22 protein-coding genes are annotated in these 21694 nt (G+C 64.8%); 9 read left to right on the forward strand and 13 right to left on the reverse strand.

The genetic code is table 11. The annotated features are described in order from the left end of the window. Positions 1-2 precede the first annotated feature (2 nt). Genes ACVIGA_RS26090 through ACVIGA_RS26100 form a run of 3 tightly spaced genes read left to right on the forward strand, consistent with a single transcriptional unit; the run spans position 3 to position 3925 of the window. Positions 3-1112, forward strand: coding sequence for a microcin C ABC transporter permease YejB (locus ACVIGA_RS26090; RefSeq protein WP_456668533.1), 1110 nt, complete (start codon positions 3-5; stop codon positions 1110-1112). Next, positions 1112-2296 carry an ABC transporter permease gene (locus ACVIGA_RS26095; RefSeq protein WP_223966523.1) on the forward strand — a complete coding sequence of 395 codons (1185 nt, stop codon included), beginning with the start codon at positions 1112-1114 and terminating at the stop codon, positions 2294-2296. The genes ACVIGA_RS26090 and ACVIGA_RS26095 overlap by 1 nt, the downstream gene beginning before the upstream one ends. Positions 2297-2299: 3 nt before the next feature. Then, positions 2300-3925 carry an ABC transporter ATP-binding protein gene (locus ACVIGA_RS26100; protein WP_456668534.1) on the forward strand — a complete coding sequence of 542 codons (1626 nt, stop codon included), beginning with the start codon at positions 2300-2302 and terminating at the stop codon, positions 3923-3925. 135 nt (positions 3926-4060) lie between these two features. On the opposite strand, the gene ACVIGA_RS26105 is transcribed toward ACVIGA_RS26100, so the two are convergent. After that, positions 4061-4903: a C40 family peptidase gene (locus tag ACVIGA_RS26105; RefSeq protein ID WP_456668535.1), complete on the reverse strand. Its 843-nt coding sequence runs from the start codon at positions 4901-4903 to the stop codon at positions 4061-4063. Next, positions 4896-6275 carry a leucyl aminopeptidase family protein gene (locus ACVIGA_RS26110; RefSeq protein ID WP_456668536.1) on the reverse strand — a complete coding sequence of 460 codons (1380 nt, stop codon included), beginning with the start codon at positions 6273-6275 and terminating at the stop codon, positions 4896-4898. Before ACVIGA_RS26110 ends, ACVIGA_RS26105 begins: the two co-directional genes overlap by 8 nt. A gap of 207 nt (positions 6276-6482) precedes the next feature. Between ACVIGA_RS26110 and ACVIGA_RS26115 the strand changes: the two genes are divergently transcribed. Beyond that, positions 6483-7280 (forward strand): tetratricopeptide repeat protein, encoded by a 798-nt coding sequence (locus tag ACVIGA_RS26115; RefSeq protein WP_456668537.1) that lies wholly within the window; start codon positions 6483-6485, stop codon positions 7278-7280. A 121-nt stretch (positions 7281-7401) separates the two neighbouring features. Here ACVIGA_RS26115 and ACVIGA_RS26120 read toward each other — a convergent pair whose 3' ends face one another. The 9 genes from ACVIGA_RS26120 to ACVIGA_RS26160 all read right to left on the reverse strand — a co-directional run bounded on the left by ACVIGA_RS26120 (position 7402) and on the right by ACVIGA_RS26160 (position 16157). Continuing rightward, positions 7402-8376, reverse strand: coding sequence for a type II secretion system F family protein (locus ACVIGA_RS26120; RefSeq protein WP_223966528.1), 975 nt, complete (start codon positions 8374-8376; stop codon positions 7402-7404). Positions 8377-8385: 9 nt separating this feature from the next. Beyond that, on the reverse strand, positions 8386-9363 hold the full coding sequence (locus tag ACVIGA_RS26125; RefSeq protein WP_223966529.1) for a type II secretion system F family protein: 978 nt from the start codon (positions 9361-9363) through the stop codon (positions 8386-8388). Positions 9364-9374: 11 nt separating this feature from the next. Beyond that, positions 9375-10838, reverse strand: a complete 1464-nt coding sequence (locus ACVIGA_RS26130; protein WP_223966530.1) for a CpaF family protein — start codon at positions 10836-10838, stop codon at positions 9375-9377. Between the two features lie 24 nt (positions 10839-10862). Next, positions 10863-12131 carry an AAA family ATPase gene (locus tag ACVIGA_RS26135; RefSeq protein WP_456668538.1) on the reverse strand — a complete coding sequence of 423 codons (1269 nt, stop codon included), beginning with the start codon at positions 12129-12131 and terminating at the stop codon, positions 10863-10865. Then, positions 12128-12880 carry a CpaD family pilus assembly protein gene (locus tag ACVIGA_RS26140; RefSeq protein WP_456668539.1) on the reverse strand — a complete coding sequence of 251 codons (753 nt, stop codon included), beginning with the start codon at positions 12878-12880 and terminating at the stop codon, positions 12128-12130. Before ACVIGA_RS26140 ends, ACVIGA_RS26135 begins: the two co-directional genes overlap by 4 nt. Positions 12881-12888: 8 nt before the next feature. After that, positions 12889-14373 carry a type II and III secretion system protein family protein gene (locus ACVIGA_RS26145; protein WP_374707946.1) on the reverse strand — a complete coding sequence of 495 codons (1485 nt, stop codon included), beginning with the start codon at positions 14371-14373 and terminating at the stop codon, positions 12889-12891. A 2-nt stretch (positions 14374-14375) separates the two neighbouring features. Continuing rightward, the gene (gene cpaB, locus ACVIGA_RS26150) at positions 14376-15170 is read right to left on the reverse strand and encodes a Flp pilus assembly protein CpaB (RefSeq protein WP_223966533.1); all 795 of its coding nucleotides are present in this window, start codon (positions 15168-15170) and stop codon (positions 14376-14378) included. Positions 15171-15297: 127 nt separating this feature from the next. Then, a complete protein-coding gene (locus ACVIGA_RS26155; protein WP_456668540.1) occupies positions 15298-15822 on the reverse strand; it encodes an A24 family peptidase in 525 nt (174 codons plus the stop codon). A 170-nt stretch (positions 15823-15992) separates the two neighbouring features. Next, a complete protein-coding gene (locus ACVIGA_RS26160; RefSeq protein WP_173643703.1) occupies positions 15993-16157 on the reverse strand; it encodes a Flp family type IVb pilin in 165 nt (54 codons plus the stop codon). Between the two features lie 279 nt (positions 16158-16436). On the opposite strand from ACVIGA_RS26160, the gene ACVIGA_RS26165 reads away from it, so the two are divergent. From ACVIGA_RS26165 to ACVIGA_RS26185, 5 genes are all read left to right on the forward strand, one after another. Next, complete coding sequence (locus tag ACVIGA_RS26165) at positions 16437-17267, forward strand: sterol desaturase family protein (protein ID WP_223966535.1); 831 nt, start codon at positions 16437-16439, stop codon at positions 17265-17267. 24 nt (positions 17268-17291) lie between these two features. Continuing rightward, complete coding sequence (locus tag ACVIGA_RS26170) at positions 17292-18737, forward strand: hypothetical protein (RefSeq protein ID WP_456668541.1); 1446 nt, start codon at positions 17292-17294, stop codon at positions 18735-18737. A 213-nt stretch (positions 18738-18950) separates the two neighbouring features. Continuing rightward, positions 18951-19403, forward strand: coding sequence for a pilus assembly protein N-terminal domain-containing protein (locus ACVIGA_RS26175; protein ID WP_223966538.1), 453 nt, complete (start codon positions 18951-18953; stop codon positions 19401-19403). Positions 19404-19574: 171 nt separating this feature from the next. Next, positions 19575-20126 (forward strand): TadE/TadG family type IV pilus assembly protein, encoded by a 552-nt coding sequence (locus ACVIGA_RS26180; protein WP_223966540.1) that lies wholly within the window; start codon positions 19575-19577, stop codon positions 20124-20126. 8 nt (positions 20127-20134) lie between these two features. Further along, positions 20135-20764 carry a TadE/TadG family type IV pilus assembly protein gene (locus tag ACVIGA_RS26185; RefSeq protein WP_456668542.1) on the forward strand — a complete coding sequence of 210 codons (630 nt, stop codon included), beginning with the start codon at positions 20135-20137 and terminating at the stop codon, positions 20762-20764. A 136-nt stretch (positions 20765-20900) separates the two neighbouring features. Here ACVIGA_RS26185 and ACVIGA_RS26190 read toward each other — a convergent pair whose 3' ends face one another. Next, on the reverse strand, positions 20901-21113 hold the full coding sequence (locus tag ACVIGA_RS26190; protein ID WP_016842648.1) for a cold-shock protein: 213 nt from the start codon (positions 21111-21113) through the stop codon (positions 20901-20903). 267 nt (positions 21114-21380) lie between these two features. Next, positions 21381-21674 carry a translation initiation factor IF-1 gene (gene infA, locus ACVIGA_RS26195; protein WP_016842649.1) on the reverse strand — a complete coding sequence of 98 codons (294 nt, stop codon included), beginning with the start codon at positions 21672-21674 and terminating at the stop codon, positions 21381-21383. Positions 21675-21694 lie beyond the last annotated feature (20 nt).

The following is a 21694-nucleotide window of genomic DNA, read 5'->3' on the forward strand; positions in this document are numbered from 1 at the left end:
TGATGAGCGCCTATATCGCCCGACGTATCTTCCTGATGCTGCCGACGCTGCTCGGCATCCTGTTCGTCTCCTTCGTAGTCGTGCAGTTTGCTCCCGGCGGTCCGGTCGAGCGCGTCATCGCGCAGATCAATGGCGCCGACACCGGCGGCACCTCGCGCGTCTCGGGTGGCGGCGGCGATTTCGGCGCGCAGCGCGGCCAGGGCGCGGGGGCGGCCGGCGCCGCCAATTCGAAATATCGCGGCGCGCAGGGGCTCGATCCCGATTTCATCAGGAAGCTCGAGGTGCAGTTCGGCTTCGACAAGCCGGCGCCGGAGCGGTTCGCGCTGATGGTCTGGAATTTCGCGCGCTTCGATTTCGGCCAGAGCTATTTCCGCAGTGTCAGCGTGCTCCAGTTGATCAAGGAGAAGCTGCCGGTCTCGATGTCGCTCGGCATCTGGATGACGCTGCTGACCTATCTGATCTCGATCCCGCTCGGCATCCGCAAGGCGGTGAAGGACGGCTCGCGGTTCGACACCTGGACCTCGGCCGTGATCATCATCGGCTTTGCGATTCCGGGCTTCCTGTTCGCGATCCTGTTGATCGTGCTGTTTGCCGGCGGCTCGTTCCTCAATATCTTCCCGCTGCGCGGCCTCACTTCGGACGGCTGGTCTCAATTTCCCTGGTACTGGAAGATCATCGACTATTTCTGGCACCTGACGCTGCCGCTGGTGTCGATGGCGCTCGGCGCCTTCGCGACGATGACCTTGCTCACCAAGAATTCGTTCCTCGACGAGATCCGCAAGCAATATGTGATGACCGCCCGCGCCAAGGGTTGCAGCGAGAACCAGGTGCTGTACGGCCACATCTTCCGCAACGCCATGCTGATCGTGATTGCGGGCTTCCCGGGCGCGTTCATCCACGCCTTCTTCTCGGGCTCGCTGCTGATCGAGACCATCTTCTCGCTCGACGGGCTCGGCCTGCTCGGCTTCGAGAGCGTCCTGAACCGCGACTATCCGGTGGTGTTCGGAACGCTGTTCATCTTCTCGCTGGTCGGACTGGTGGTCAATCTGATCTCCGATCTCGCCTATATGTGGATCGATCCGCGGATCGACTTCGAGGCGCGGGAGGTCTGATGACGCTGCTCGCGCCCCAGCCGGTCGAGACCTCGACGCAATCGCCGCTCGGCGAGGCCGTGCCCGTCACACGCCACGGCTTCTCGCCGTCCCCGCTGAACAGGCGGCGCTGGCAGAACTTCAAGGCGAACCGTCGCGGCTACTGGTCGTTCTGGATCTTCCTCATCCTGTTCGTGGCGTCGTTGTTCGCCAATTTCATTGCCAACGACAAGCCGCTGGTCGTCAAATATGACGGCCACCTCTACTGGCCGGTGGTGTTCACCTATGCCGAGACCACCTTCGGCGGCGACTTCGAGACCGCGGCCGACTATCGCGATCCCTATCTGCAGAAGCAGATCGCCGCCAAGGGCGGCAGCATGATCTGGCCGCCGATCCGCTATTCCTACGACAGCCGCAATCTCGACCCGCCGACTGCGGTGCCGTCGAAGCCGACCTGGCTCCTGACCGAAAAACAGTGCGCGGATGTGGTGAAGCGGAAGGGGCTGACCGGCTGCCGCGACCTCGAATACAACTGGCTCGGCACCGACGATCAGGGCCGTGACGTCGTCGCGCGGCTGATCTACGGCTTCCGCATCTCGGTCCTGTTCGGCCTGACGCTGACCATCCTGTCCTCGATCATCGGCATCGCCGCGGGCGGCGTGCAGGGTTATTTCGGTGGCTGGATCGATCTCGGCTTCCAGCGATTCATCGAGATCTGGACCGCGATCCCTTCGCTCTATCTGCTGCTGATCATCTCGGCGGTGCTGCCGCCAGGCTTCTTCATCCTGCTCGGCATCCTCTTGCTGTTCTCATGGGTCTCGCTGGTCGGCCTGGTCCGCGCCGAGTTCCTGCGCGGCCGCAACTTCGAATACATCCAGGCGGCGCGTGCGCTCGGCGTCTCCAACCGCGTGATCATGTTCCGCCATCTGCTGCCGAATGCGATGGTCGCGACCATGACGTTCCTGCCCTTCATCGTCTCGTCCTCGGTGATGACGCTGACGGCGCTGGATTTCCTCGGCTTCGGCCTGCCGCCCGGCTCGCCTTCGCTCGGTGAATTGCTGTCGCAGGGCAAGGCCAATGTGCAGGCGCCATGGCTCGGCCTCACCGGCTTCTTCTCGGTCGCGATCATGCTGTCGCTCCTGATCTTCATCGGCGAAGCCGCGCGCGACGCCTTCGATCCGCGCAAGACGTTCTCGAAGGGCTGACGCATGGACGCGACCAACCAGCCTCTGCTCGACGTCAGCGACCTCTCGGTTGCCTTCGGCCGCTCGCTTGCGGTCGATCGCGTTTCTTTCTCGATCAAGCGCGGCGAATGCACGGCGCTGGTCGGCGAGTCCGGCTCGGGAAAATCGGTCAGCGCGCTGTCGGTGTTGAGGCTGCTGCCCTATCCGGCGGCGTCGCATCCTTCCGGAGCGATCCGTTTCAAGGGCCGCGATCTCTTGGGGTCGTCGGAAAGCGAGATGCGCGGGATTCGTGGCAACGACATCTCGATCATCTTCCAGGAGCCGATGACCTCGCTCAATCCGCTCCACACTATCGAATCCCAGATCGTCGAGATCCTGTCGCTGCACAGCGGCATCAGCGGTGCGGCGGCGCGGGCGCGGACGCTGGAGTTGCTCGGCCAGGTCGGCATCCCCGAGCCGGAGACGCGGCTCAAGAGCTATCCGCATCAATTGTCCGGCGGCCAGCGCCAGCGCGTGATGATCGCAATGGCGCTTGCCAACGAACCCGATCTCTTGATCGCGGACGAACCGACCACCGCGCTCGACGTCACCGTGCAGGCGCAGATCCTGGCCTTGCTGGCCGAGATCCGCGCCCGGCTTGGCATGAGCCTGTTGTTCATCACCCACGATCTCGGCATCGTCCGCCGTATCGCCGACACCGTCTGTGTCATGAACAACGGCAAGATCGTCGAGCAGGGCCCGGTCGAGCAGGTTTTCACCGCGCCGAAGCACGCCTATACAAAGGCGCTGCTGGCGGCCGAGCCGAAGCCAGATCCGGCGCCGCCGCAGCCGGGCGCGCCGGTCGTGATGTCGGCGGACAATCTCAAGGTCTGGTTTCCGATCAAGCGCGGACTGATGCGCTCGACCGTCGGCCACATCAAGGCGGTCGACGGCGTCAGCCTTGCGGTGCGCAAGGGCGAGACGCTCGGCGTCGTCGGCGAATCCGGCTCCGGCAAGACCACGCTCGGGCTGGCGCTGCTCCGGCTGATTTCGTCCGATGGCCCGATCGTGTTCCTCGGCAAGGATATCCAGGGGCTGCGTTTCAAGCAGATGCTGCCGTTCCGCCGCGACATGCAGATCGTATTCCAGGATCCGTTCGGCTCGCTCAGCCCGCGCATGTCGGTCGCCGACATCATCGCCGAGGGGCTCGAGGTGCACCAGAAACAGCTGTCGCGCGAGGAGCGCGAGGCGCGGGTGATCAAGGCGCTGAAAGATGTCGGGCTCGATCCCGAGTGGCGCTTCCGCTATCCGCATGAGTTCTCCGGTGGCCAACGCCAGCGCATCTCGATTGCGCGTGCGGTCGTGCTGGAGCCGAACTTCGTCGTGCTGGACGAGCCCACCAGTGCGCTCGACATGCTGCTGCAGGCCCAGATGGTCGATCTGTTGCGCGACCTGCAGCGCAAGCGCGATCTCACCTACATGTTCATCTCGCACGATCTGCGCGTGGTGGCCTCGCTCGCGAGCCATCTGATCGTGATGAAATCCGGCAAGGTCGAGGAAGAGGGGCCGGCCTCCGAGCTGTTCAAGAATCCGAAGAGCGACTACACCCGCGCGCTGTTCGCCGCCGCGTTCCGCATCGAAGCCGCCGGCGACGGGACGGTGGGGACGTAAGCATCCCTCTCGCTCCACGTCGTCCTGAGGTGCGAGCGGAGCGAGCCTCGAAGGATGCGTGGCCCGAGTGGGGCCGTCGATCCTTCGAGACGCGCTTCGCGCTCCTCAGGATGACGGAACACGCCGTCGCGCCAATCAAAGTCGCTTGATCGCGGCGACCTCGCTGCCGGCGGCCTTGATCCGCGCGATGGCGGCGTATGTGTTTTCCACCACCGTTGCCATGTGATGCGCATTGGCGTGCACGATCGTCGTCGCATCGCGCACGATGGCGACATGGCCCTTCCAGAAGATCAGGTCGCCGCGCTGCAGATGCTTCGATTCCGCCGTTGTCAATTCGCGGCCGAGCCCGTCCTGCTGCATGTCGCTGTCGCGCGGGCAGCCGGTGCCGGCGGCGGTCAGCGCGATCTGCACCAAGCCCGAGCAATCGATGCCGAGGCTCGATTTGCCGCCCCAGAGATAGGGCGTGCCGACGAACTGCTCGGCGATGGCGACGAAATCCAGCGCCATCGTGTCGAGAGCGGCGAGATGCTGGCGCGGCAGATGCCAGCCCTCACGGGTCACCGCGAAGGGACCGTCCTCGCGGGCGACTGCGAGCCTGGTCCCCATTGCCAGCGCCTCGACCGGCGGCAGCTTGATCGACGGACCCGGGAACGCCAGCGTGCGCAGCGCCGTCACCTTGTGCGTCGGCGCGGCGCCGGGCGCCGTCAGCGCGGCCTCGGCGATCCAGCCGACATAGCCGTCATCGGCGAGCTGGCCCCAGGCCCAGCCTTCGCCGTTGCGGTCGTACACCGTGACGCGTTCGCCCCTGAGTGCCTGCGTCATCTGTTCGGCATCGGCCGTCGGCGCCCGCCGCAGCGGCGCGATGGCATCGCCGATCTCAAAGGTCTCGCCGTCGACGAAGCGCGCGGCGTTGACCTTGCCTTCGAGATATTTCGCGGCGAGGTCGGCGCGGGCCGGCGTCAGTCTGGCATCATGCATAGCGCTGGCTCAGCAGTTTGTAGATCGCGCGTGCGGCCTGGCACTCGCCGCCCTCGGGGCGGCCGGGCTTCGCCGACGGCGTCCAGCCATAGATGTCGACATGCAGCCAGCTCCTGGCGTGCTCGACGAAGCGCTGCAGGAACAGCGCGCAGGTGATCGAGCCCGCGAAACCGCCCGACGGCGCGTTGGTGATGTCGGCGGTCTTGGAGTCGAGCCAGGCATCGTAGGCCGGCCACAGCGGCATCCGCCACAACGGGTCGTTCTCGCTCCGCGCGTGAGCCGCAACGTCGCCGGCGAGCGCCTCGTCATTGGTGTAGAACGGCGGCAAATCCGGGCCGAGCGCCACGCGTGCCGCGCCGGTCAGCGTGCCGAGATCGACCAGCAGGTCCGGGGTCTCCTCGTCGGCCAGCGCCAGCGCATCGGCGAGCACCAGCCGCCCCTCGGCGTCGGTGTTGCCGATCTCGACGGTGATGCCTTTGCGCGACCTGAAGATGTCGAGCGGGCGGAACGCGTTGCCGGCAACCGCGTTCTCGACCGCCGGGATCAGCACGCGCAGCCGCACTTTCAGCTTCGCGTCCATCACCATCTGCGCCAGCGCCAGCACGTTGGCGGCGCCACCCATGTCCTTCTTCATGATCAGCATGCCGCTCGACGGCTTGAGATCGAGCCCGCCGGTGTCGAAGCAGACGCCTTTTCCGACCAGCGTCACCTTTGGATGGGCTGGATCGCCCCAGCTCAGGTCGATCAGCCGCGGCGCGCGCGTCGAGGCCATGCCGACGGCGTGGATCAGCGGGAAGTTCTGCGCGAGCTCGTCGCCGTCGATGCAATTGAAGGCGGCGCCGAACCGCGTTGCGAGGTCGTGCGCCACTTCGGCGAGCTCGGCCGGTCCCATGTCGTTGGACGGCGTGTTGATGAGGTCGCGCGCGAGCGCGGCGGCATCCGCCATCCGGGCGATCTCGGTAGCGTCGACGCCATCAGGCGGCACCAGGCGGACCTCGGGGGTCTTGTTCTTGCGATAGCGGCCGAAGCGGTAGCAGCCGAGCGCGAAGGCGAGCGTGGCAAGCCGCGTGTCATGCGGCGCATTGGCAAAGCGGTAGACGCCCGGCGGCAGCAGGCCGGGCAGGGCGCCGGCACGGAACGGATCGCGCGCCTTGTGGTCGGCGTCCTCGAGGCCGAACAGCATCTGCGCGATGCCGCCGTCAGCCGCCGGCAAGGCGAGGGCCTTGCCCGGCTTGGCCGCAAAGTCATTGGCCTCCGCGAACTGGCGCGCCGCTGCCGGCAGCTCGCTGCGGATCGCATCCCATGTCGCCTTGGTGACGAAGGTGATCGGCGTGACGGCGGTCGTGGGAGCGGTCTCGAACACGGATGGCATGCGGCTCTCGGCTGTTCTGGCGTGGTTGCTGGTGACTAACACGGCTTTCGCGGTGGACGGTAGCGCGCCCGCGTTGGCGCGACCTGCGGCGCTTGGAACGGGCGCGCCGGTCGCCGGTGCCGCCAGTTAACCAGACGTTAGGGTTAACAGTCTATTGCTGGCACGCTCGGCTCGATCCATTTGCCCGATTTCGTGAGTCACAGTGTCATGCGTCGACAGTCCATTTTGACCCGGCATCTTACGTCCGCAGCCCTCGTGGCGGTCCTCGCCGCTGGGCTTGGCGGTTGCCAGACCATGTCCGACGTCACCGGATCGATCGCGTCCCGGTCCGATCCTGTGCCCGACGATCCGCGCCGCAATCTCGAGGTCTATGGCGAGCGCTACCGCAAGAATCCCAAGGATGTCGACGCCGCGATTGCTTACGGCCAGGCGTTGCGCATGACCGGACAGCGTTCGCAGGCCTGCGCCGTGCTGGAGCAGGCCACGCTCGCCACCCCCGGCAGCAAGCTGCTGCTCGCCGCCTATGGCCGCGCGCTCGCCGACAACGGCAATTCACAGGCCGCATTCGACGTGCTGAGCCGCGCGCACAGTCCGGACAATCCGGACTGGCGGATCCTGTCGGTGCAGGGCACCACGCTCGACAAGTTGAACCGGCACGAGGAAGCGCGGCGCTACTACGCCAGCGCCCTTCGACTGGCTCCGGACGAGCCGTCGGTGCTGTCCAATCTCGGCCTGTCCTACATGCTGACCAAGGAATTGCCGAAGGCAGAAGAGACGCTGCGTCAGGCCTATGCCAGCGCCCGCGCCGACACCCGGATCCGGCAAAATCTCGCGCTCGTCGTCGGCCTGCAGGGTCGCTTCGCGGAGGCCGAGACCATCGTCAAGGCCGACCTGCCGGCCGATGAGGCGGCGGCCAATGTCACCTATCTCCGCGACATGCTGAACCGCAAGGACGGCCCGCGGATTTCCTCGCGCGCGGCGCCGGTTGTCGCCAGGGACGACTGACGCTCCTTTATGGCGTCCGACGGCGAAGCTTCCCGGCTTCGCAATCCATATCTGCCTCAACGCGCACAAAAAGAAACGCCCGGCGTTTGCCGGGCGTTCTTGCAATGCGCGGCGGCGCGGCTCAATGCATCGTAGCGATCTTGATGTAGGACGGCCCGAGGATCACGATGAACAGGCAGGGCAGGAAGAACAGGATCATCGGCACGGTCAGCTTGGGCGGCAGCGCTGCCGCCTTCTTCTCGGCCTCGTTCATGCGCATGTCGCGATTTTCCTGCGCCATCACGCGCAGGCTCTGGCCGAGTGGCGTGCCGTAGCGTTCGGATTGCTGCAAGGCCATGCACACCGATTTCACGCCTTCGAGCCCGGTGCGACGCGCCAGGTTCTCGTAGGCGGACTTGCGGTCCTGCAAATAGGACAGTTCCGCGGTGGTCAGCGCGAACTCCTCCGACAGTGCGATCGACTGTCCGGCGATCTCGTTGGCCACCTTCCGGAACGCGACCTCGACCGACATGCCGGACTCGATGCAGATCAGCAGCAGGTCGAGCGAATCAGGGAAGGCGCGCTTGATCTGGAGCTGGCGCTTGGAGATCGCGTTCTTCAGGAACAGCATCGGCGCCTGGAGGCCGGCATAGGCCGCGACGACGCAGATGCCGATCTTGATCGTGAGCGACCAGTTCGCGCCCGCGATGAAGAACGTATAGACGATGGCGCCGAGCAGCAGCACGATCGGCGTCACCGCGCGGGCGAACAGGAAGGTGACGTAGGGAGCGTGGCCGCGATAGCCCGCCATCACGAGCTTCTCGAGCGCCGCTTCCTGGGCGAGCCATTTCGTGAGGTTGAGATCGTCCACCACCCGGGAGACCACCTGCTTCGGGGTCTGCCGCAGTGCCACCTTCTCCGTCTTGGCGAGGCGCTCACGCTCACGCTGCCGGAGACGCTCGCGCTCGCTGGCGACGGCCTTCATGCGCTTGTTGAGGTCGCCGCTGGCGAGCAGCGGCATCACCAGCGTGTAGACCGTGGCGCTTGCCGCGATAAAGGCAAGCAGCATGGTCATGAACCTGACGTCGTGGAGCTTGGAGACCAGAATATCAATCATGCTGCACCGTCAGAAATCGAAGTTGATCATCTTCTTCATCACCAGCACGCCCATCGACATCCAGACGGCGCAGGCAACCAGCATGAGCTGGCCCATCGAGTTCGTCCACAGCAGGGCGATGTAGTCCGGTGTCGTGAGGAATACGAGGATCATCACGATCGGCGGCAGCGAGCCGATGATGGCGGCGGAAGCTTTCGCTTCCATCGACATCGCCTGGATCTTCTCGGCCATCTTCTTGCGGTCGCGCAGCACCCGCGACAGGTTGCCGAGCGCTTCCGACAGATTGCCGCCGGACTTCTGCTGGATCGCGATCACGATGCCGAAGAAGTTCGCTTCCGGCAACGGCATGCGTTCGTAGAGCCGGGCGCAGGCCTCGCCGAGCGGCATGCCGATCGCCTGGGTCTCGATGATCGCAAGGAACTCGCTGCGCAGCGGCTCGGATGCGTCGTTGACGACCGCCTTGAGCGATTCGAACAGCGGCAGGCCGGCCTTGATGCCGCGCACGATGACGTCGACGGCGTCGGGCAGCGCCTTCAGAAAGGCCTTCTCCCGCCGCTTCTTCAGGAAACCGAGCAGCCAGCGCGGCAGGCCGAGACCCATGGCAAAGCCGATGCCGGCCGCGCCCAGCAGGCCTCCGCCGACGAAAAATGCCGCGCCGAACCCGAACAGGCCGAGGGCGCCGGAGATCATCCAGAATTTCTGCTCGGACCACTCCAGTCCGGCCTGCGAGATGCGCACGCCGAGCGGGACTTTCTTGTCCTTCTGCCGACGCGCCTCGAGCTCCTTCAGCGATCCTTCGACCTGCTCGCGGCGGGAGCGCTGCGTGCGGTCGGTACTTCGCGTTGTCGAAGGCTCGCTGCGCGCCACCGATGCGCGGCGCGACTCGGCCTTCTTTTCCCCCGAGAGGTAGGGATAGAGGAAGACCCAGGCGATGCCGCCCACGGTGGTGGCGGCGAGGAAGGCAAGGGCAAGCGTTTGCGTCTGCATCCTGCGTTCCCCTAGACCGGCGCCGGCGAGTCGGAGGCATCCAGCGCCGCCGCAAGCCGCTTCTCTTCATTGTAATAGCGCGCACGCTCCCAGAAGCGCGGCCGGCCGATGCCGGTCGAGCGGTGCTTGCCGATGATCTTGCCGTTGGCATCTTCCCCGACCACGTCGTAGAGGAAGATATCCTGCGTGATGATGGTGTCGCCTTCCATGCCCATCACCTCGGTGATGTGGGTGATGCGGCGCGAGCCGTCGCGCAGGCGCGCGGCCTGCACGATGATGTCGACCGAGGCGCAGATCATCTCGCGAATGGTGCGCGAGGGAAGCGAGAAACCACCCATGGTGATCATGGATTCGCAGCGCGACAGCGCTTCGCGGGGATTGTTGGCGTGCAGCGTGCCCATCGAGCCGTCGTGGCCGGTGTTCATCGCCTGCAACAGGTCGAACGCCTCGGGTCCGCGGACTTCGCCGACGATGATGCGCTCGGGGCGCATACGCAGGCAGTTGCGGACCAGTTCGCGCATCGTGACCTGGCCCTCGCCTTCGATGTTCGGCGGCCGGGTTTCCAGGCGCACCACATGCGGCTGCTGCAGCTGAAGTTCGGCGGCGTCTTCGCAGGTGATGATGCGTTCGTCGTGCTCGATATAGTTGGTCAGGCAGTTCAGCAGCGTGGTCTTGCCCGAGCCGGTACCACCCGAGATGATCACGTTGCAGCGGACACGGCCGATGATCTGCAGGATGGTCGCGCCGTCCGGCGTGATCGCGCCGAACTTGACGAGCTGCTCCAGCGTCAGCTTGTCCTTCTTGAACTTGCGGATGGTGAGTGCGGGCCCGTCGATCGCCAGCGGCGGCACGATGGCGTTGACGCGCGAGCCGTCGGCGAGGCGGGCGTCGCAGATCGGCGAGGATTCGTCGACGCGCCGGCCGACCTGGCTGACGATGCGCTGGCAGATGTTGAGCAGCTGCTGGTTGTCGCGAAAGCGGATACCGGTGCGTTGGATCTTGCCGGCGACTTCGATGAACACTGTGCCGGCGCCGTTGACCATGATGTCGGCGATGTCGTCGCGCGACAAGAGCGGCTCCAGCGGCCCGTAGCCGAGCACGTCGTTGCAGATGTCGTCGAGCAATTCTTCCTGCTCGGCGATCGACATCACGATGTTCTTGATCGCGATGATCTCGTTGACGATGTCGCGGATTTCCTCGCGCGCCGACTCGCTGTCCAGCTTGGCGAGCTGGGCAAGGTCGATCGCCTCGATCAGGGCGCCGAAGATCGTCGCCTTGACCTGGTAGTAATTGTCCGAGCGGCGGGCTTCGACGGCGGGAGCAGGCGGTGGCTTGGCCGGGGCCAGCGGTGGTGACGATATCGTCGGGGCGGCCGACTCGCGCGCGATCGGCGACGAGCCGGCAGGCTCCGGCGTCTGAAAAGCGGGCTTGGGTGCCCGTATATCCCCATCGTTTCCGCTACGCTTACCAAACACGACGTCTTGACTCCACGCGGACCACTATTTGGACCGCAGCTTTTCGAGCAGGGGCGACAGGAAGGACCCCCTCGGCTTCTTGGTCTCGCCGCGGCCTGTCAGCCGCTGCGCCATCTGCAGAAACATCTCGACTGCGCGGTGATTGGCGGAGATCTCCGCGATCATCTGGCCGTTGTTGGCGGCCGAACCGAAGATCTGCGGATCGAACGGGATGGCGGCGATCGGCGGGCTTTCGATCGCCTTGGCGAACTCGCCCGCCGCGATCTCCGGACGCTTCGGCACGCCGACCTGGTTCAGGCAGTACAACGGCGCGCGGTCGTTCGGCCGCGACGCCTTCAGCAGGTCGAACATGTTCTTGGCGTTGCGCAGATTGGCGAGGTCGGGCGCCGCCACGATCAGGATGTCATCGGCCGCGATCAGCGCGCGCTTGGTCCAGCCGGACCATTGGTGCGGCACGTCGAGCACGATGCAGGGCATCGTGGTGCGCAGCGTATCGAAGATCGCATCGAAGGCTTCGGCGCCGAAATCGTACACCTTGTCGAGCGTGGCCGGCGCTGCCAGCAAGCTCAGATGGTCGGTGCATTTCGACAGCAGGCGGTCGACGAAGGCGGTATCGACGCGGTCCGGCGAGAACACGGCATCCGCGATGCCTTGCGCCGGATCCTGGTTGTAGTTGAGGCCGGCGGTGCCGAATGCAAGGTCGAGATCGGCGACCACGGAATCAAGTGCCAGATCGCGGGCGATCGCCCAGGCGACGTTGTGGGCGATCGTCGAGGCGCCCACGCCGCCCTTCGCGCCGACGACGGCGACGACGCGGCCGACCGCCTTGGCTTCCGGCGCCGAGAACAGGTTGCAGACCGCGCGCACCACGTCGATCGCATGTGCCGGCGCAATCACGTAGTCGCTGACGCCGCGGCGCACCAGCTCACGATACAGCGTGACGTCGTTGACCCGGCCGATTACGACCACCCGGGTGCCGGCGTCGCACACCGAGGCGAGCTGGTCGAGCCCGGCCAGAATGTCGCTGCGGCCCTCGGTCTCGAGGATGATGACATTGGGCGTCGGCGCCGAGCGATAGGCCTCGACGGCAGCCGCCATGCCGCCCATCTGGATCTTGAGGTGGGCCTTGGCCAGCCGGCGATCCTCGCCCGCCGACTGTACGGCGGCAGCGGTCTCGACCGTCTCGCAGAACGCCTGGACCGAAACCCGTGGCGCCGGAGCAATATGGTCGTCCACGGCCTGCGGCGGGGCGTCCGTCTGCTCTTCGGAGTTTTGCTGCGCGTAGGTGATCATTTTCCTGTGTCGCTTAGCTTGGCCCTGTCGGACTCGGGATACGCCGTGGCGGTGGTGGTGCCCTTGCGATACTTGTCGAAGGCGATATTGCGGCGCGACGTGTAGGCGGGGGTCTCCGCGCGCGGCTGCACGAGGTCAGTCGGGTCTTCGACCATGGCTGCGAGGTTGCGCTGATTGGCGCAGCCGAAATTGTAGTATTGCTTGTTCTGGATGTAGGAGCCGTTGTGCATCGACGGGCCGAGATCCTCCGGCCACAGGCCGCACGGCCCTGCCTCCGCTTTCATCTTCGGATAGTTCACGCGGATCGCCGGCATCAGGCGCGGATTCTCGGGATGGTATTTGCGCACGAGGATCCCGCGCGGCGGCACGCCGGCCGCGGCGAAGGTCGCCTGGATCTCGCGCAGCGATTCCTGGGCTGGCCGGGCGTTCGGCGTGTCGGCGGGAACGTCGATGGTGACGGCGCCGGTGCCTTCACGCATCCAGTCCTGCGCCATTCCCATCACCTCGGCGCGCTGCTCCGCGGTCAGGCCGCCGCGGCTGCGGCCGACGAAGACCACGATCGAGCGATCGGCCTCGGTCACGGCGATCGGGTGACGCTGGCGATAGTCGGCCGGCGAGTCCACCATCGCGAAGCTGGTGTCGGCGGCGTGCTGGCAGGCGCCGAGCGTCATGGCAAGAATGACGAGCGCTCCGGCGACACCGGCGGTGCGTTTGGAATCGGCGGATGTTCTGGGTGTGGTCTGTGTCATCGTCCGCCTCAGTCGGTAATGAAGCCGTAGGTGCCGCGGTAATTCCGCGCCGGTTCGGTGCGGCCAGGCACGCCGTAGACGCGGTTGATGCTGCCGAGCAGGTCGGCCTGCGGGTCGGACGCGTTGGCGAAGCCGTCATCCGGACGCGACAGGTCCTTCTGCGCCACGGCGCGAACGACATAGGGCGTCACCAGAACCATCAGTTCGGTCTGGTTGTTGACGAAGTCGCGGCTGCGGAACAGCGTGCCGAGTATGGGCAGCGACGCCAGCCCGGGAAGGCCGTTGATCGCCTGCTTGGTCTGGTCCTGGATCAGGCCGGCCATGGCCATCGAGCCGCCCGAGGGAATTTCCAGCGTGGTCTCGGCGCGGCGGGTCTTGATCGAAGGGATCGTCGTTCCACCCGCGCCGCCGGTCAGCGCGTTCTCGGTCGAGACTTCCGACACTTCCGTCATCACGCGCAGGCTGATGCGCCCTTCGGTCAGCACCACCGGCGTGAAGTTGAGCGAAATGCCGAATTTCTTGAAGCTGACGGTCTGAACGCAATTCCCGATCGCGCCGGTCGACGAGGTCTGACAGGTCACGCCGGTCGGAATTGGAAACTCGCCGCCCGAGATGAAGGTCGCCGATTCGCCGGATATCGCGGTCAGGTTCGGTTCGGCGAGCGTCCGCACGACACCGGCGCTTTCCATGGCGCGGATCGTTGCCGACACCGACGATCCGAACGATGTGGTGAGATTGTTGCCGGACACCAGCGGTGAGCTGTTCGCGGTGAACGGGTTGCTGTTGGCGAATTTGACCACGGTCGTGCCGTAGTTGAGGTTTGCCGTGAGGTCGATGCCGAGCTGCTTGATCAGGCTGCGCGAGACTTCGGCAACCGTGACCTTCAACATCACCTGGTCGCGGCCGCGGACCGCGATGGAGTTCACGACCTTGTCGGGGCCGCCGACCAGCCGCGCGGCGATCTCGCCGGCCTGCTGTGCGTCGACCGGGCTCGCTGCGCTTCCCGTCAGCACCACGCCGTCGGCAACCCCCTCGATCTGGATATCGGAATTCGGCAGCGCTGCACGCAGCGCGGCGCGCACGCCATTGAGATCGCGCTTGACGGCGATGTCATAGGCCGCGATCTGCTGCCCGGCGGCGTCGAAGAACACGATGTTGGTCTGGCCGACCGTCGCGCCGATGATGTAGGCGCGTTGCGCCGAGCGGACCACGGCGTTGGCGATCTTGGGATCGGCGACCAGCACGTCCTTGATGTCCCTGGGCAGATCGATCACGATCGATTTGCCGACGCCGAGCGAGAGGAAACGGGCATTCATCTGGCCGCCATCGGCCGATGCGGCAGGGGCAGGCGCGGCGCGATAGTCGCTCGCCACCACGGGTGTCAGCGCCGGGTTGAGCGTGAGCGCCGCGACGGCCGAGAACGACAATGCGCGGACCATGAAGGCCCGCATCGTCCGTTGAGTTGCCCCGCCCTTCATCACGTGTGTCCTCATGGTCACTTCTGCATCGTCGCCTGGTTGGCAACGCCAAAGCGGATGACGTTGATCGTGTCACCGCGCCTCTGCCGGTTGTCGTCGATCTTGGTTTCGGGCGCGTTGTTGTCGGCGATGCTGCGCAGCGCCAGCGACAGGACGCCGCTCTGGCGCGCGCGCGCCAGAGTCTCGGTCTGTTCGGGCTTCAGCTCCAGCGTCACCGTCTTGCCGATCAGTGCGTTGGTGCCGTCCTTTTCCTTCGGTGCCTGGTCGATCGCGAGCACGCGGACGTTGGTCAGGATCACTTCGGAGTTGACGATGTCGGCGCCGTTGCGGTCCGGATTCTTGTCCCGCTTCGACAGCAGGACGTCGACCCGGTCATTCGGCAGGATGAAGCCGCCGGCGCCGGTCTCGGGTGAGATTTCGGTCGATACCGCCCGCATGCCGACCGGCAGGATCGCGGCCATGAAGCCGCTGCCGTCGGCCTTGACGAGCTTCTGCTCGCGAATCGGCTCGCCCTGGATGAACGGGGCGCGCGCGATCGAGCCGGTCACGTCCTTGATTGCTTCGGCGTTGCTGTCCCTGCGCATGAAGCTGGCGCTGGCGGTTGCCGCCGGCCAGGTCTGCCATTGCAGATCTTCGGGCTTCACAGCTTGGCCGAGGCCGATGTCGGTTTTCGCGACCAGGATGTCGACGGTGGGCAGCTGGGCGACCGGCGGAGGCGGTGCCGGCTTGTCGTCGCTTCCGCTCGCCAAATAGAGCGCCGCAAGGCCGGCGCAGCCTGCGATTGCGAGGACCAGAATGCGGGCCTTATCCATTACGCTTCACTTTCCACATGACGCCGCGACGCTGCCGCCGCCGTGATGGGAGTTGACCAGCTATTCGTCAAAGCATGGTTAATGAGGCGTATCTAAATCGCCTTAACGAGCGGTTACTGCCGCTTTCTCAGCGCATGGCGAAGTGCGCGAGATCGATCGTCTTGATCCAGTCCGTCTCGGGATAGATCAGCAGGGCGCCGAGGGCGAGTGCGATGCCGTAGGGAATTCCGGTCTGCTTGTCGTGCAGGCGGCTGAGCCAGACCTGGTTCGCGAGCGGATAGGGCAGCGGCCACTGCCGGAGCTGCAGCAGCAGCACGGTCAGCGCGCCGCCGAACAGCGACGCGAAGACCAGATAGGGCAGCAGATGCTCGAACCCGAACCACAGGCCGGCTGCTGCGGCGACCTTGGCGTCTCCGCCACCGACCCAGCCCATCGCGAACATGCCGAATGCCACCGCCAGAACCAGCGCGCCCGCGCCGGCATGGCTGAGGATCTCGTGCACGCCCATCCCGGTCAGCGGCGCCAGGACGAAGAAGCCGGCCGCCAGCGCCAGGGAGATCCGGTTCGGGATCGTCATGGTCAAGAGATCGCTCGCCGCAGCAAAGGCCATCAGGGCCGGAAACAGCATCAAGCGTGCGATGTCGAGGATCATGGATTCATGCCGTCAAGCTGGAGCTGCGGTCGAGACCCGACGCTAGCGGCCAATGGTGAACAATCGGAAAAGGCCGTCGTGGCCGCCATCGAGGCGCCGCCGGCCGGTCCGCCAAATAGCAAAGGTCCCGGGGGTGCCGGGACCTTTGATGCGAGTTCCTGGGAACCGGCTTACTTCAGCGAGCTGGCGACGGTGTTGAAGGTGCCCGACAGCTTGGTGCCGACGCCGTTGACCGCAGCGATGATCGCGATCGCGATACCGGTGGCGATCAGGCCGTATTCGATGGCGGTCGCGCCCGATTCATCCTTCACGAAGCGCGAGACGAGGTTCTTCATAAATAAACTCCTGTGTACACGTGGCTGGTCAAACTAGGTTTGGTCTCGCCGGCGTTCTCAGCACCGTGACCATTCCGGCACCCTACGGTTCGACAATTTCGGCGCAGTTAATTTGATCGTATAAACACAGCGGGAACTCGCAGTTGTTGCGCACAGTAAATTTGGAATTAAGCGGCCCGCTAAGATTGCAGATTGTTGCCGGGGCCCGCTAACGGCACCTGTTCACGGCTCCTTAAGCGCACGGCTATACCCATGGGGCTTCCGTCAAATGAGGCCGTCATGCCCAGCCTTCCCTTTGAAGTCATCGAGATGATCGGCCAGACGATGATGAAGGTGGTGCCGATCACCATCGCGCTGGCGCTGTTCTTCACGGTGCTCACTCATTTCTGGGCCTGCAATCCCGGCAAGCCGTGGTGGCAGAAGCGTGAGCTGGTCACCGACATCTGCTACTGGTTCTTCGTGCCGGTGTTCGCGCGCGTGCTGCGGATCGGGCTCCTGGTGGTGGGCGCAGCGGTGGTGTTCAACGTCCACGACGCCGACGATCTGATCGCGTTCTACGAGAACGGACATGGCCCTCTGGCGCAGCTTCCGCTCTGGCTGCAGGCCATCATCTTCCTCGTTGCCTCCGATTTCATGCTGTACTGGCTGCACCGGATGTTCCATGGCGGCGCCTTCTGGAAGTACCACGCCATTCATCACTCCTCCGAGGATCTTGAATGGATCTCGGCGGCACGCTTCCATCCGGTCAATCTTCTGATCGGGACGATCACTGTCGATGTGATTCTGCTGATGGCGGGCATCTCGCCGAACATCATGCTGTGGGTCGGGCCGCTCACCACATTCCACTCGGCATTCGTGCACGCCAACCTGAACTGGACGCTCGGCCCGTTCAAATACGTGATCGCGACGCCGGTGTTTCACCGCTGGCATCACACCGGGCTCGAAGTCGGCGGCGACACCAATTTCGCGGGCACGTTTCCGCTCTGGGACATTCTGTTCGGAACGTTCCGAATGCCCGAAGGCAAGCTTCCGGAAGATTACGGGGTCGATGCCGAGCAGGGCGTGCCGTCCGAGATCGGCGGACAGTTGGCCTATCCTTTCCGGCAATGACGCCGCCAGCCGGCCGGTGCCATCATGAGCGCTGAGACCGCGACCTTCCCGCGCGCGAAAGCCTCCGCGTTCGCCGAGCTTCCGGCCTGGTTCTGGATGGCGTGCGGCGTCTATGCGCTGCTGTTGTTCGTCGGCGACAGGCTGCTCGCCGATTCCGATACCTACTGGCAGATTGCCGTCGGCCGCTGGATCCTCGACCATCGCACGCTGCCGTCGGTCGACATCTATTCGTTCACCAAGGCCGGTGAGCCATGGGTGTCGTCGTCCTGGCTGGCGCAGGTTCTGTTCGCGAAGGCCTATGACCTCGCCGGGTGGACCGGTCCGGTGGCGCTGGCCGCCGCCTGCGCCGCTGCCAGCTTCGCGCTGCTCACCGCCATCCTCAGCCGCGCGCTGCCGACGGTCTACGCCAGCCTGATCGCCCTTGCGGCGCTCGTTCTGACCTGCGGGCATCTGCTGGCCCGTCCGCATGTGCTGGTGATGCCCATCATGATCGTCTGGGCGAACGGCCTGATGACCGCCAGCGAACGCCGCGAGGCGCCTTCGCTCTGGCTGCTGCCGCTGATCGCGCTGTGGGCCAATCTGCACGGCGGCTTTCTATTTGGCTTGGTCCTGGTCGGCGCATTTGCGTTCGATGCGATGTGGAATGCCCTGCCGGCCCGGAGGTTGGCGCTGGCGCTGCGCTGGGGGGCGTTCGGCATCGGCGCGCTGGCTGCGTGCTGCGTCACCCCCTATGGCTGGGGCTCGATCCTCGCCTCGCTCAGGATTCTCGGCCTCGGTGAATTGCTGCATCTCATCACGGAATGGAGGCCGGCGACGTTCAGCGAGATCGACGCGTTTGGGCTATCGATCCTCGGCCTGCTCGGCGCTGCGCTCTATTACCGGGCGAGGTTGCCGCTGCCGCGAATCATCCTGGTGCTGGGCTTGCTGCACATGGCGCTGTCCCACGTCAGAAATCTCGAGCTGTTCGCCCTGCTGCTGCCGTTGGCCGTGCTGACGCCGGCCGCCACCCAGTTCGGGCTGCGTGCCGCCGGCGCCGTCCGCCCGAGAGTGGCTCCAGCCGCAATCCTGATCGTCGGGCTTTGCGCGTGGACCTCGGTCGTTGCAGCACGCCAGGCCATATCGCCGCCGCCGATCTATTCGCCGGCTGCCGCCGTCGACGCGATGAAGGCGCACAACGTCAAGCGCGTGCTCAACGATCTGCAGTTCGGCGGCTACCTGATCTGGCGTCAGATGCCGGTATTCATCGACGGGCGTGCCGAACTCTACGGTGAGACGTTCGGCATGAGCTTCGCCCGCGCGGTTCAGCTCAAGGACGTCAACGGCTTTCTCGATCTGCTCAAGACCCGTGACATCGATGCGGTGATGCTCGATCCGACCACGCCGGCTTCCAAATTGCTGGATCACATCGGAGGATGGCAGCGCCTCTACGCCGATGACCGCGTGGTCGTCCACGTCCGCGCGGCCAGTTGAGGCCGCTGCAGGCCAATCCGCTCGGGAAGTCGTGACATCCGCGCAATTCGGCGGTCGATCTTTGCTCTTCCTAAATGAATTGCCGTCAGATTTGCCAGCGTCGGGCGCCGGTCCGCAGCGTATCGCCTTTGCCGGCCTGTTAACGCCCCGGGGTAGAGTATGTCGTTTCAGTCCCAGCGTATTCGCGCCGTCACGCGCATTGGATTCATCTCGATGGCCGCAGCCTTGCTGCTGGGGCCCGCACTCGCAACGGCAGCGCCGGATCCCGACCGGATCGCGGTCAATGTCGATCAGGCCAAGCTCGTCAAGCTGCCCGGCGGCATTGCCACGATCGTGGTCGGCAATCCCCTGATCGCCGACGTCACCCTGCAGAATGGCGGGGTTGTCGTGGTGACCGGCAAGGGTTATGGCGCGACCAATTTCATCGCACTCGACCGCTCCGGCCAGGTGCTGGTGGATCGCCAGATCCAGGTCGAAGGTCCGTCCGACCAACTCGTCACGGTCTATCGTGGCATCGATCGCGAGACCTATAGCTGCATGCCGGTTTGTCAGCGCCGCATCACGCTCGGCGACGGCGACGCCTATTTTAAGACGACCATGGAACAGGCCGGTACGCTCAACAATCAGGCCTCCGGCTCGGGCGGCGGCGCGAAGCCGCAGAACTGACGTGCGTCCGCTCCGGCGCTTCACACGCCGGGGCCTTGGCCGATCGCAGGCGGTTCGCCCGACATGCCTAATAAAGGCTTACCGGATCGGGTCGTTCTGTCTCGATCCGACGAAATACTTCAACAATGACTCTTGGGTAATTGTTGCCACCATGTTGATCCGGGGTCGTTGATGCCGCTGCCCGCTCATTCTTTTGCACGCCTCCTCCGTCGCTTTCGCCGCAACCGAAGTGGTGTGACCGCGGTCGAATTTGCGCTGGTCGCGCCGCTGTTTTTCGCGCTGCTGTTTGCGATCATCGAAGTGGCAATGATCTTCTTTGCCAGCCAGGTGCTCGAGACGGCGACGCAGGATTCGTCCCGCTTCGTCATGACCGGCCAGGCTCAGGGCGCGAATTATACCCAGGCGCAGTTCAAGACCTTCGTCTGTGGCGAGGTCAGCAGCGCGTTGTTCGATTGCACCAACGGCATCTACGTCGACGTGCGCAGTTATCCCGCGACGAGTTTCTCGACCGTCAACCTCACGCCCATCACCGATCCCACCCAGGTGAAATGGTGTCCCGGCAAGGACGGCGACGTCGTGGTGGTCCGCCTGTTCTATCAGTGGCCGCTGTTTGTCACCAAGGCTTTCACCTCCACTTTCCTCAGCAACGGCAAGCGGCTCCTGGTCGCGACCGCGACGTTCAAGAACGAGCCCTCCGGGACCGCCGGGACCACATGCTCATGAGCAAAGTCATGAAAACCCTGCCCGCGGCCTTGCTGCGCTATGTCGTTGCTCTCGGGCGTGACCGCCGGGGCCTCGCCGCCGTCGAGTTTGCGTTCATCATGCCGCTGATGCTGGTGATGTTCTTCGGCACCGTCGAATTTTCATCCGGTGTCGCGGTCGACCGCAAGGTTACGCTGATGGCGCGCGCCGCGTCGGATCTGACCTCGCAGGCGACCCAGGTGGTGGACGCCGACCTGCAGAACTTCTTCAGTGCCAGCGTCGGCATCATGACGCCCTACGATCCGACACCGACCAAGGTCACGTTGTCGGAAATCTACGTCGATAACTCCAACATCGCGCACATACAGTGGAGCAAGGCGGGGGTGATGAGCGCGGGTGCCACGCAGGCGACGCTGACGGCCTCGACGCGCAGCCAAGGTGACATCGTGACAAGCGTCGTTCCGTCGGCGCTGCTGGTTGCAGGCACCTATCTGATCTTCAGCGAAGTGAGCTACAAATACGTTCCGACGATCGGCTATGTGATGGCCAAGACCGGCATCACTCTCGCCGACGTTGCCTTTACGCGGCCGCGGCAGTCGGTTTGCGTGTTCTACGCCCCGACCTCCGCCACCATGCCGACGACCTGCTCGACTTACTAGAGCGTTTTCGCGCGAGATGGACACCCAGGCCGCGCTGGCAGAGACGCGATCCAAACAAAAAGGGCCGCACCCGAAGGTGCGGCCCTTGATGCTTTGACGGCAATTTCCTGGAGCTTCGCGCTCCCGGGAAATCGGCTTATCCGGCGGCGCGCAGATTGTCGGCCGAGGATTTGCCGGAACGGCGGTCAGCAACGATCTCGTAGGAGATCTTCTGGCCTTCACGCAGAGTGCCAAGGCCGGCGCGCTCGACTGCACTGATGTGCACGAACACGTCGTTCCCGCCTTCATCCGGCTGGATGAAGCCGTAGCCCTTGGTCGCGTTAAACCACTTCACGGTTCCCATGCTCACGTGGGTAGTCCCTTCTCAGATATACAAGTTCAAGACCCGCTGGTCGGCGGGGTGGTGAGATCGAATTTTTGGAAGGGTCGTCAGCGTCTGAACCGGCTGTACCGGTATTGGCTAATGTCGTCCGGCCGAAAATCGATGGGTAGGATATTATTCGATAGAAGGGCTCAAAACAATCCTGACGTGCGCGATTTTTTGGCCGGCGCAGCCGCCGGCCATTGGTGCGCAGGACATCAGGACGTCATGCGCGCAACAGTTGCAATGTCGAGCCTAGCGGCGGCGGAACTGGCCGCCGCGCTGTGCTCCGCCCCGCGGCGGACCGCCGGGTGCGCCACTCGGACGTTCGTCCTTGTGCCGGAAAATCAGGCGGCCCTTTTCGAGATCGTAGGGTGACATTTCGATCGTAACGCGATCGCCGGCCAGCGTCTTGATGCGGTTTTTCTTCATCTTGCCGGCCGTGTAGGCGACGATCTCGTGTCCGGCATCGAGTTGCACCCGGTAACGAGCGTCGGGGAGGATTTCGGTCACCAGTCCTTCGAACTGGATCAGCTCTTCCTTAGCCATATGTTTCTCCAGATCGAGCG

The organism is Bradyrhizobium sp. USDA 3240, from assembly GCF_054063295.1.

Coding starts and splice junctions, on each gene's coding strand:
- ACVIGA_RS26185 (WP_456668542.1), top strand. CDS start 20,135: ATGAAAACCCTGCCCGCGGCCTTGCTGCGCTATGTCGTTGCTCTCGGG.
- ACVIGA_RS26175 (WP_223966538.1), top strand. CDS start 18,951: ATGGCCGCAGCCTTGCTGCTGGGGCCCGCACTCGCAACGGCAGCGCCG.
- ACVIGA_RS26120 (WP_223966528.1), bottom strand. CDS start 8,376: ATGATTGATATTCTGGTCTCCAAGCTCCACGACGTCAGGTTCATGACC.
- ACVIGA_RS26090 (WP_456668533.1), top strand. CDS start 3: ATGAGCGCCTATATCGCCCGACGTATCTTCCTGATGCTGCCGACGCTG.
- ACVIGA_RS26180 (WP_223966540.1), top strand. CDS start 19,575: ATGCCGCTGCCCGCTCATTCTTTTGCACGCCTCCTCCGTCGCTTTCGC.
- cpaB (WP_223966533.1), bottom strand. CDS start 15,170: ATGGATAAGGCCCGCATTCTGGTCCTCGCAATCGCAGGCTGCGCCGGC.
- ACVIGA_RS26170 (WP_456668541.1), top strand. CDS start 17,292: ATGAGCGCTGAGACCGCGACCTTCCCGCGCGCGAAAGCCTCCGCGTTC.
- infA (WP_016842649.1), bottom strand. CDS start 21,674: ATGGCTAAGGAAGAGCTGATCCAGTTCGAAGGACTGGTGACCGAAATC.
- ACVIGA_RS26115 (WP_456668537.1), top strand. CDS start 6,483: ATGCGTCGACAGTCCATTTTGACCCGGCATCTTACGTCCGCAGCCCTC.
- ACVIGA_RS26105 (WP_456668535.1), bottom strand. CDS start 4,903: ATGCATGATGCCAGACTGACGCCGGCCCGCGCCGACCTCGCCGCGAAA.
- ACVIGA_RS26135 (WP_456668538.1), bottom strand. CDS start 12,131: ATGATCACCTACGCGCAGCAAAACTCCGAAGAGCAGACGGACGCCCCG.
- ACVIGA_RS26125 (WP_223966529.1), bottom strand. CDS start 9,363: ATGCAGACGCAAACGCTTGCCCTTGCCTTCCTCGCCGCCACCACCGTG.
- ACVIGA_RS26110 (WP_456668536.1), bottom strand. CDS start 6,275: ATGCCATCCGTGTTCGAGACCGCTCCCACGACCGCCGTCACGCCGATC.
- ACVIGA_RS26095 (WP_223966523.1), top strand. CDS start 1,112: ATGACGCTGCTCGCGCCCCAGCCGGTCGAGACCTCGACGCAATCGCCG.
- ACVIGA_RS26160 (WP_173643703.1), bottom strand. CDS start 16,157: ATGAAGAACCTCGTCTCGCGCTTCGTGAAGGATGAATCGGGCGCGACC.
- ACVIGA_RS26140 (WP_456668539.1), bottom strand. CDS start 12,880: ATGACACAGACCACACCCAGAACATCCGCCGATTCCAAACGCACCGCC.
- ACVIGA_RS26155 (WP_456668540.1), bottom strand. CDS start 15,822: ATGATCCTCGACATCGCACGCTTGATGCTGTTTCCGGCCCTGATGGCC.
- ACVIGA_RS26145 (WP_374707946.1), bottom strand. CDS start 14,373: ATGAGGACACACGTGATGAAGGGCGGGGCAACTCAACGGACGATGCGG.
- ACVIGA_RS26165 (WP_223966535.1), top strand. CDS start 16,437: ATGCCCAGCCTTCCCTTTGAAGTCATCGAGATGATCGGCCAGACGATG.
- ACVIGA_RS26100 (WP_456668534.1), top strand. CDS start 2,300: ATGGACGCGACCAACCAGCCTCTGCTCGACGTCAGCGACCTCTCGGTT.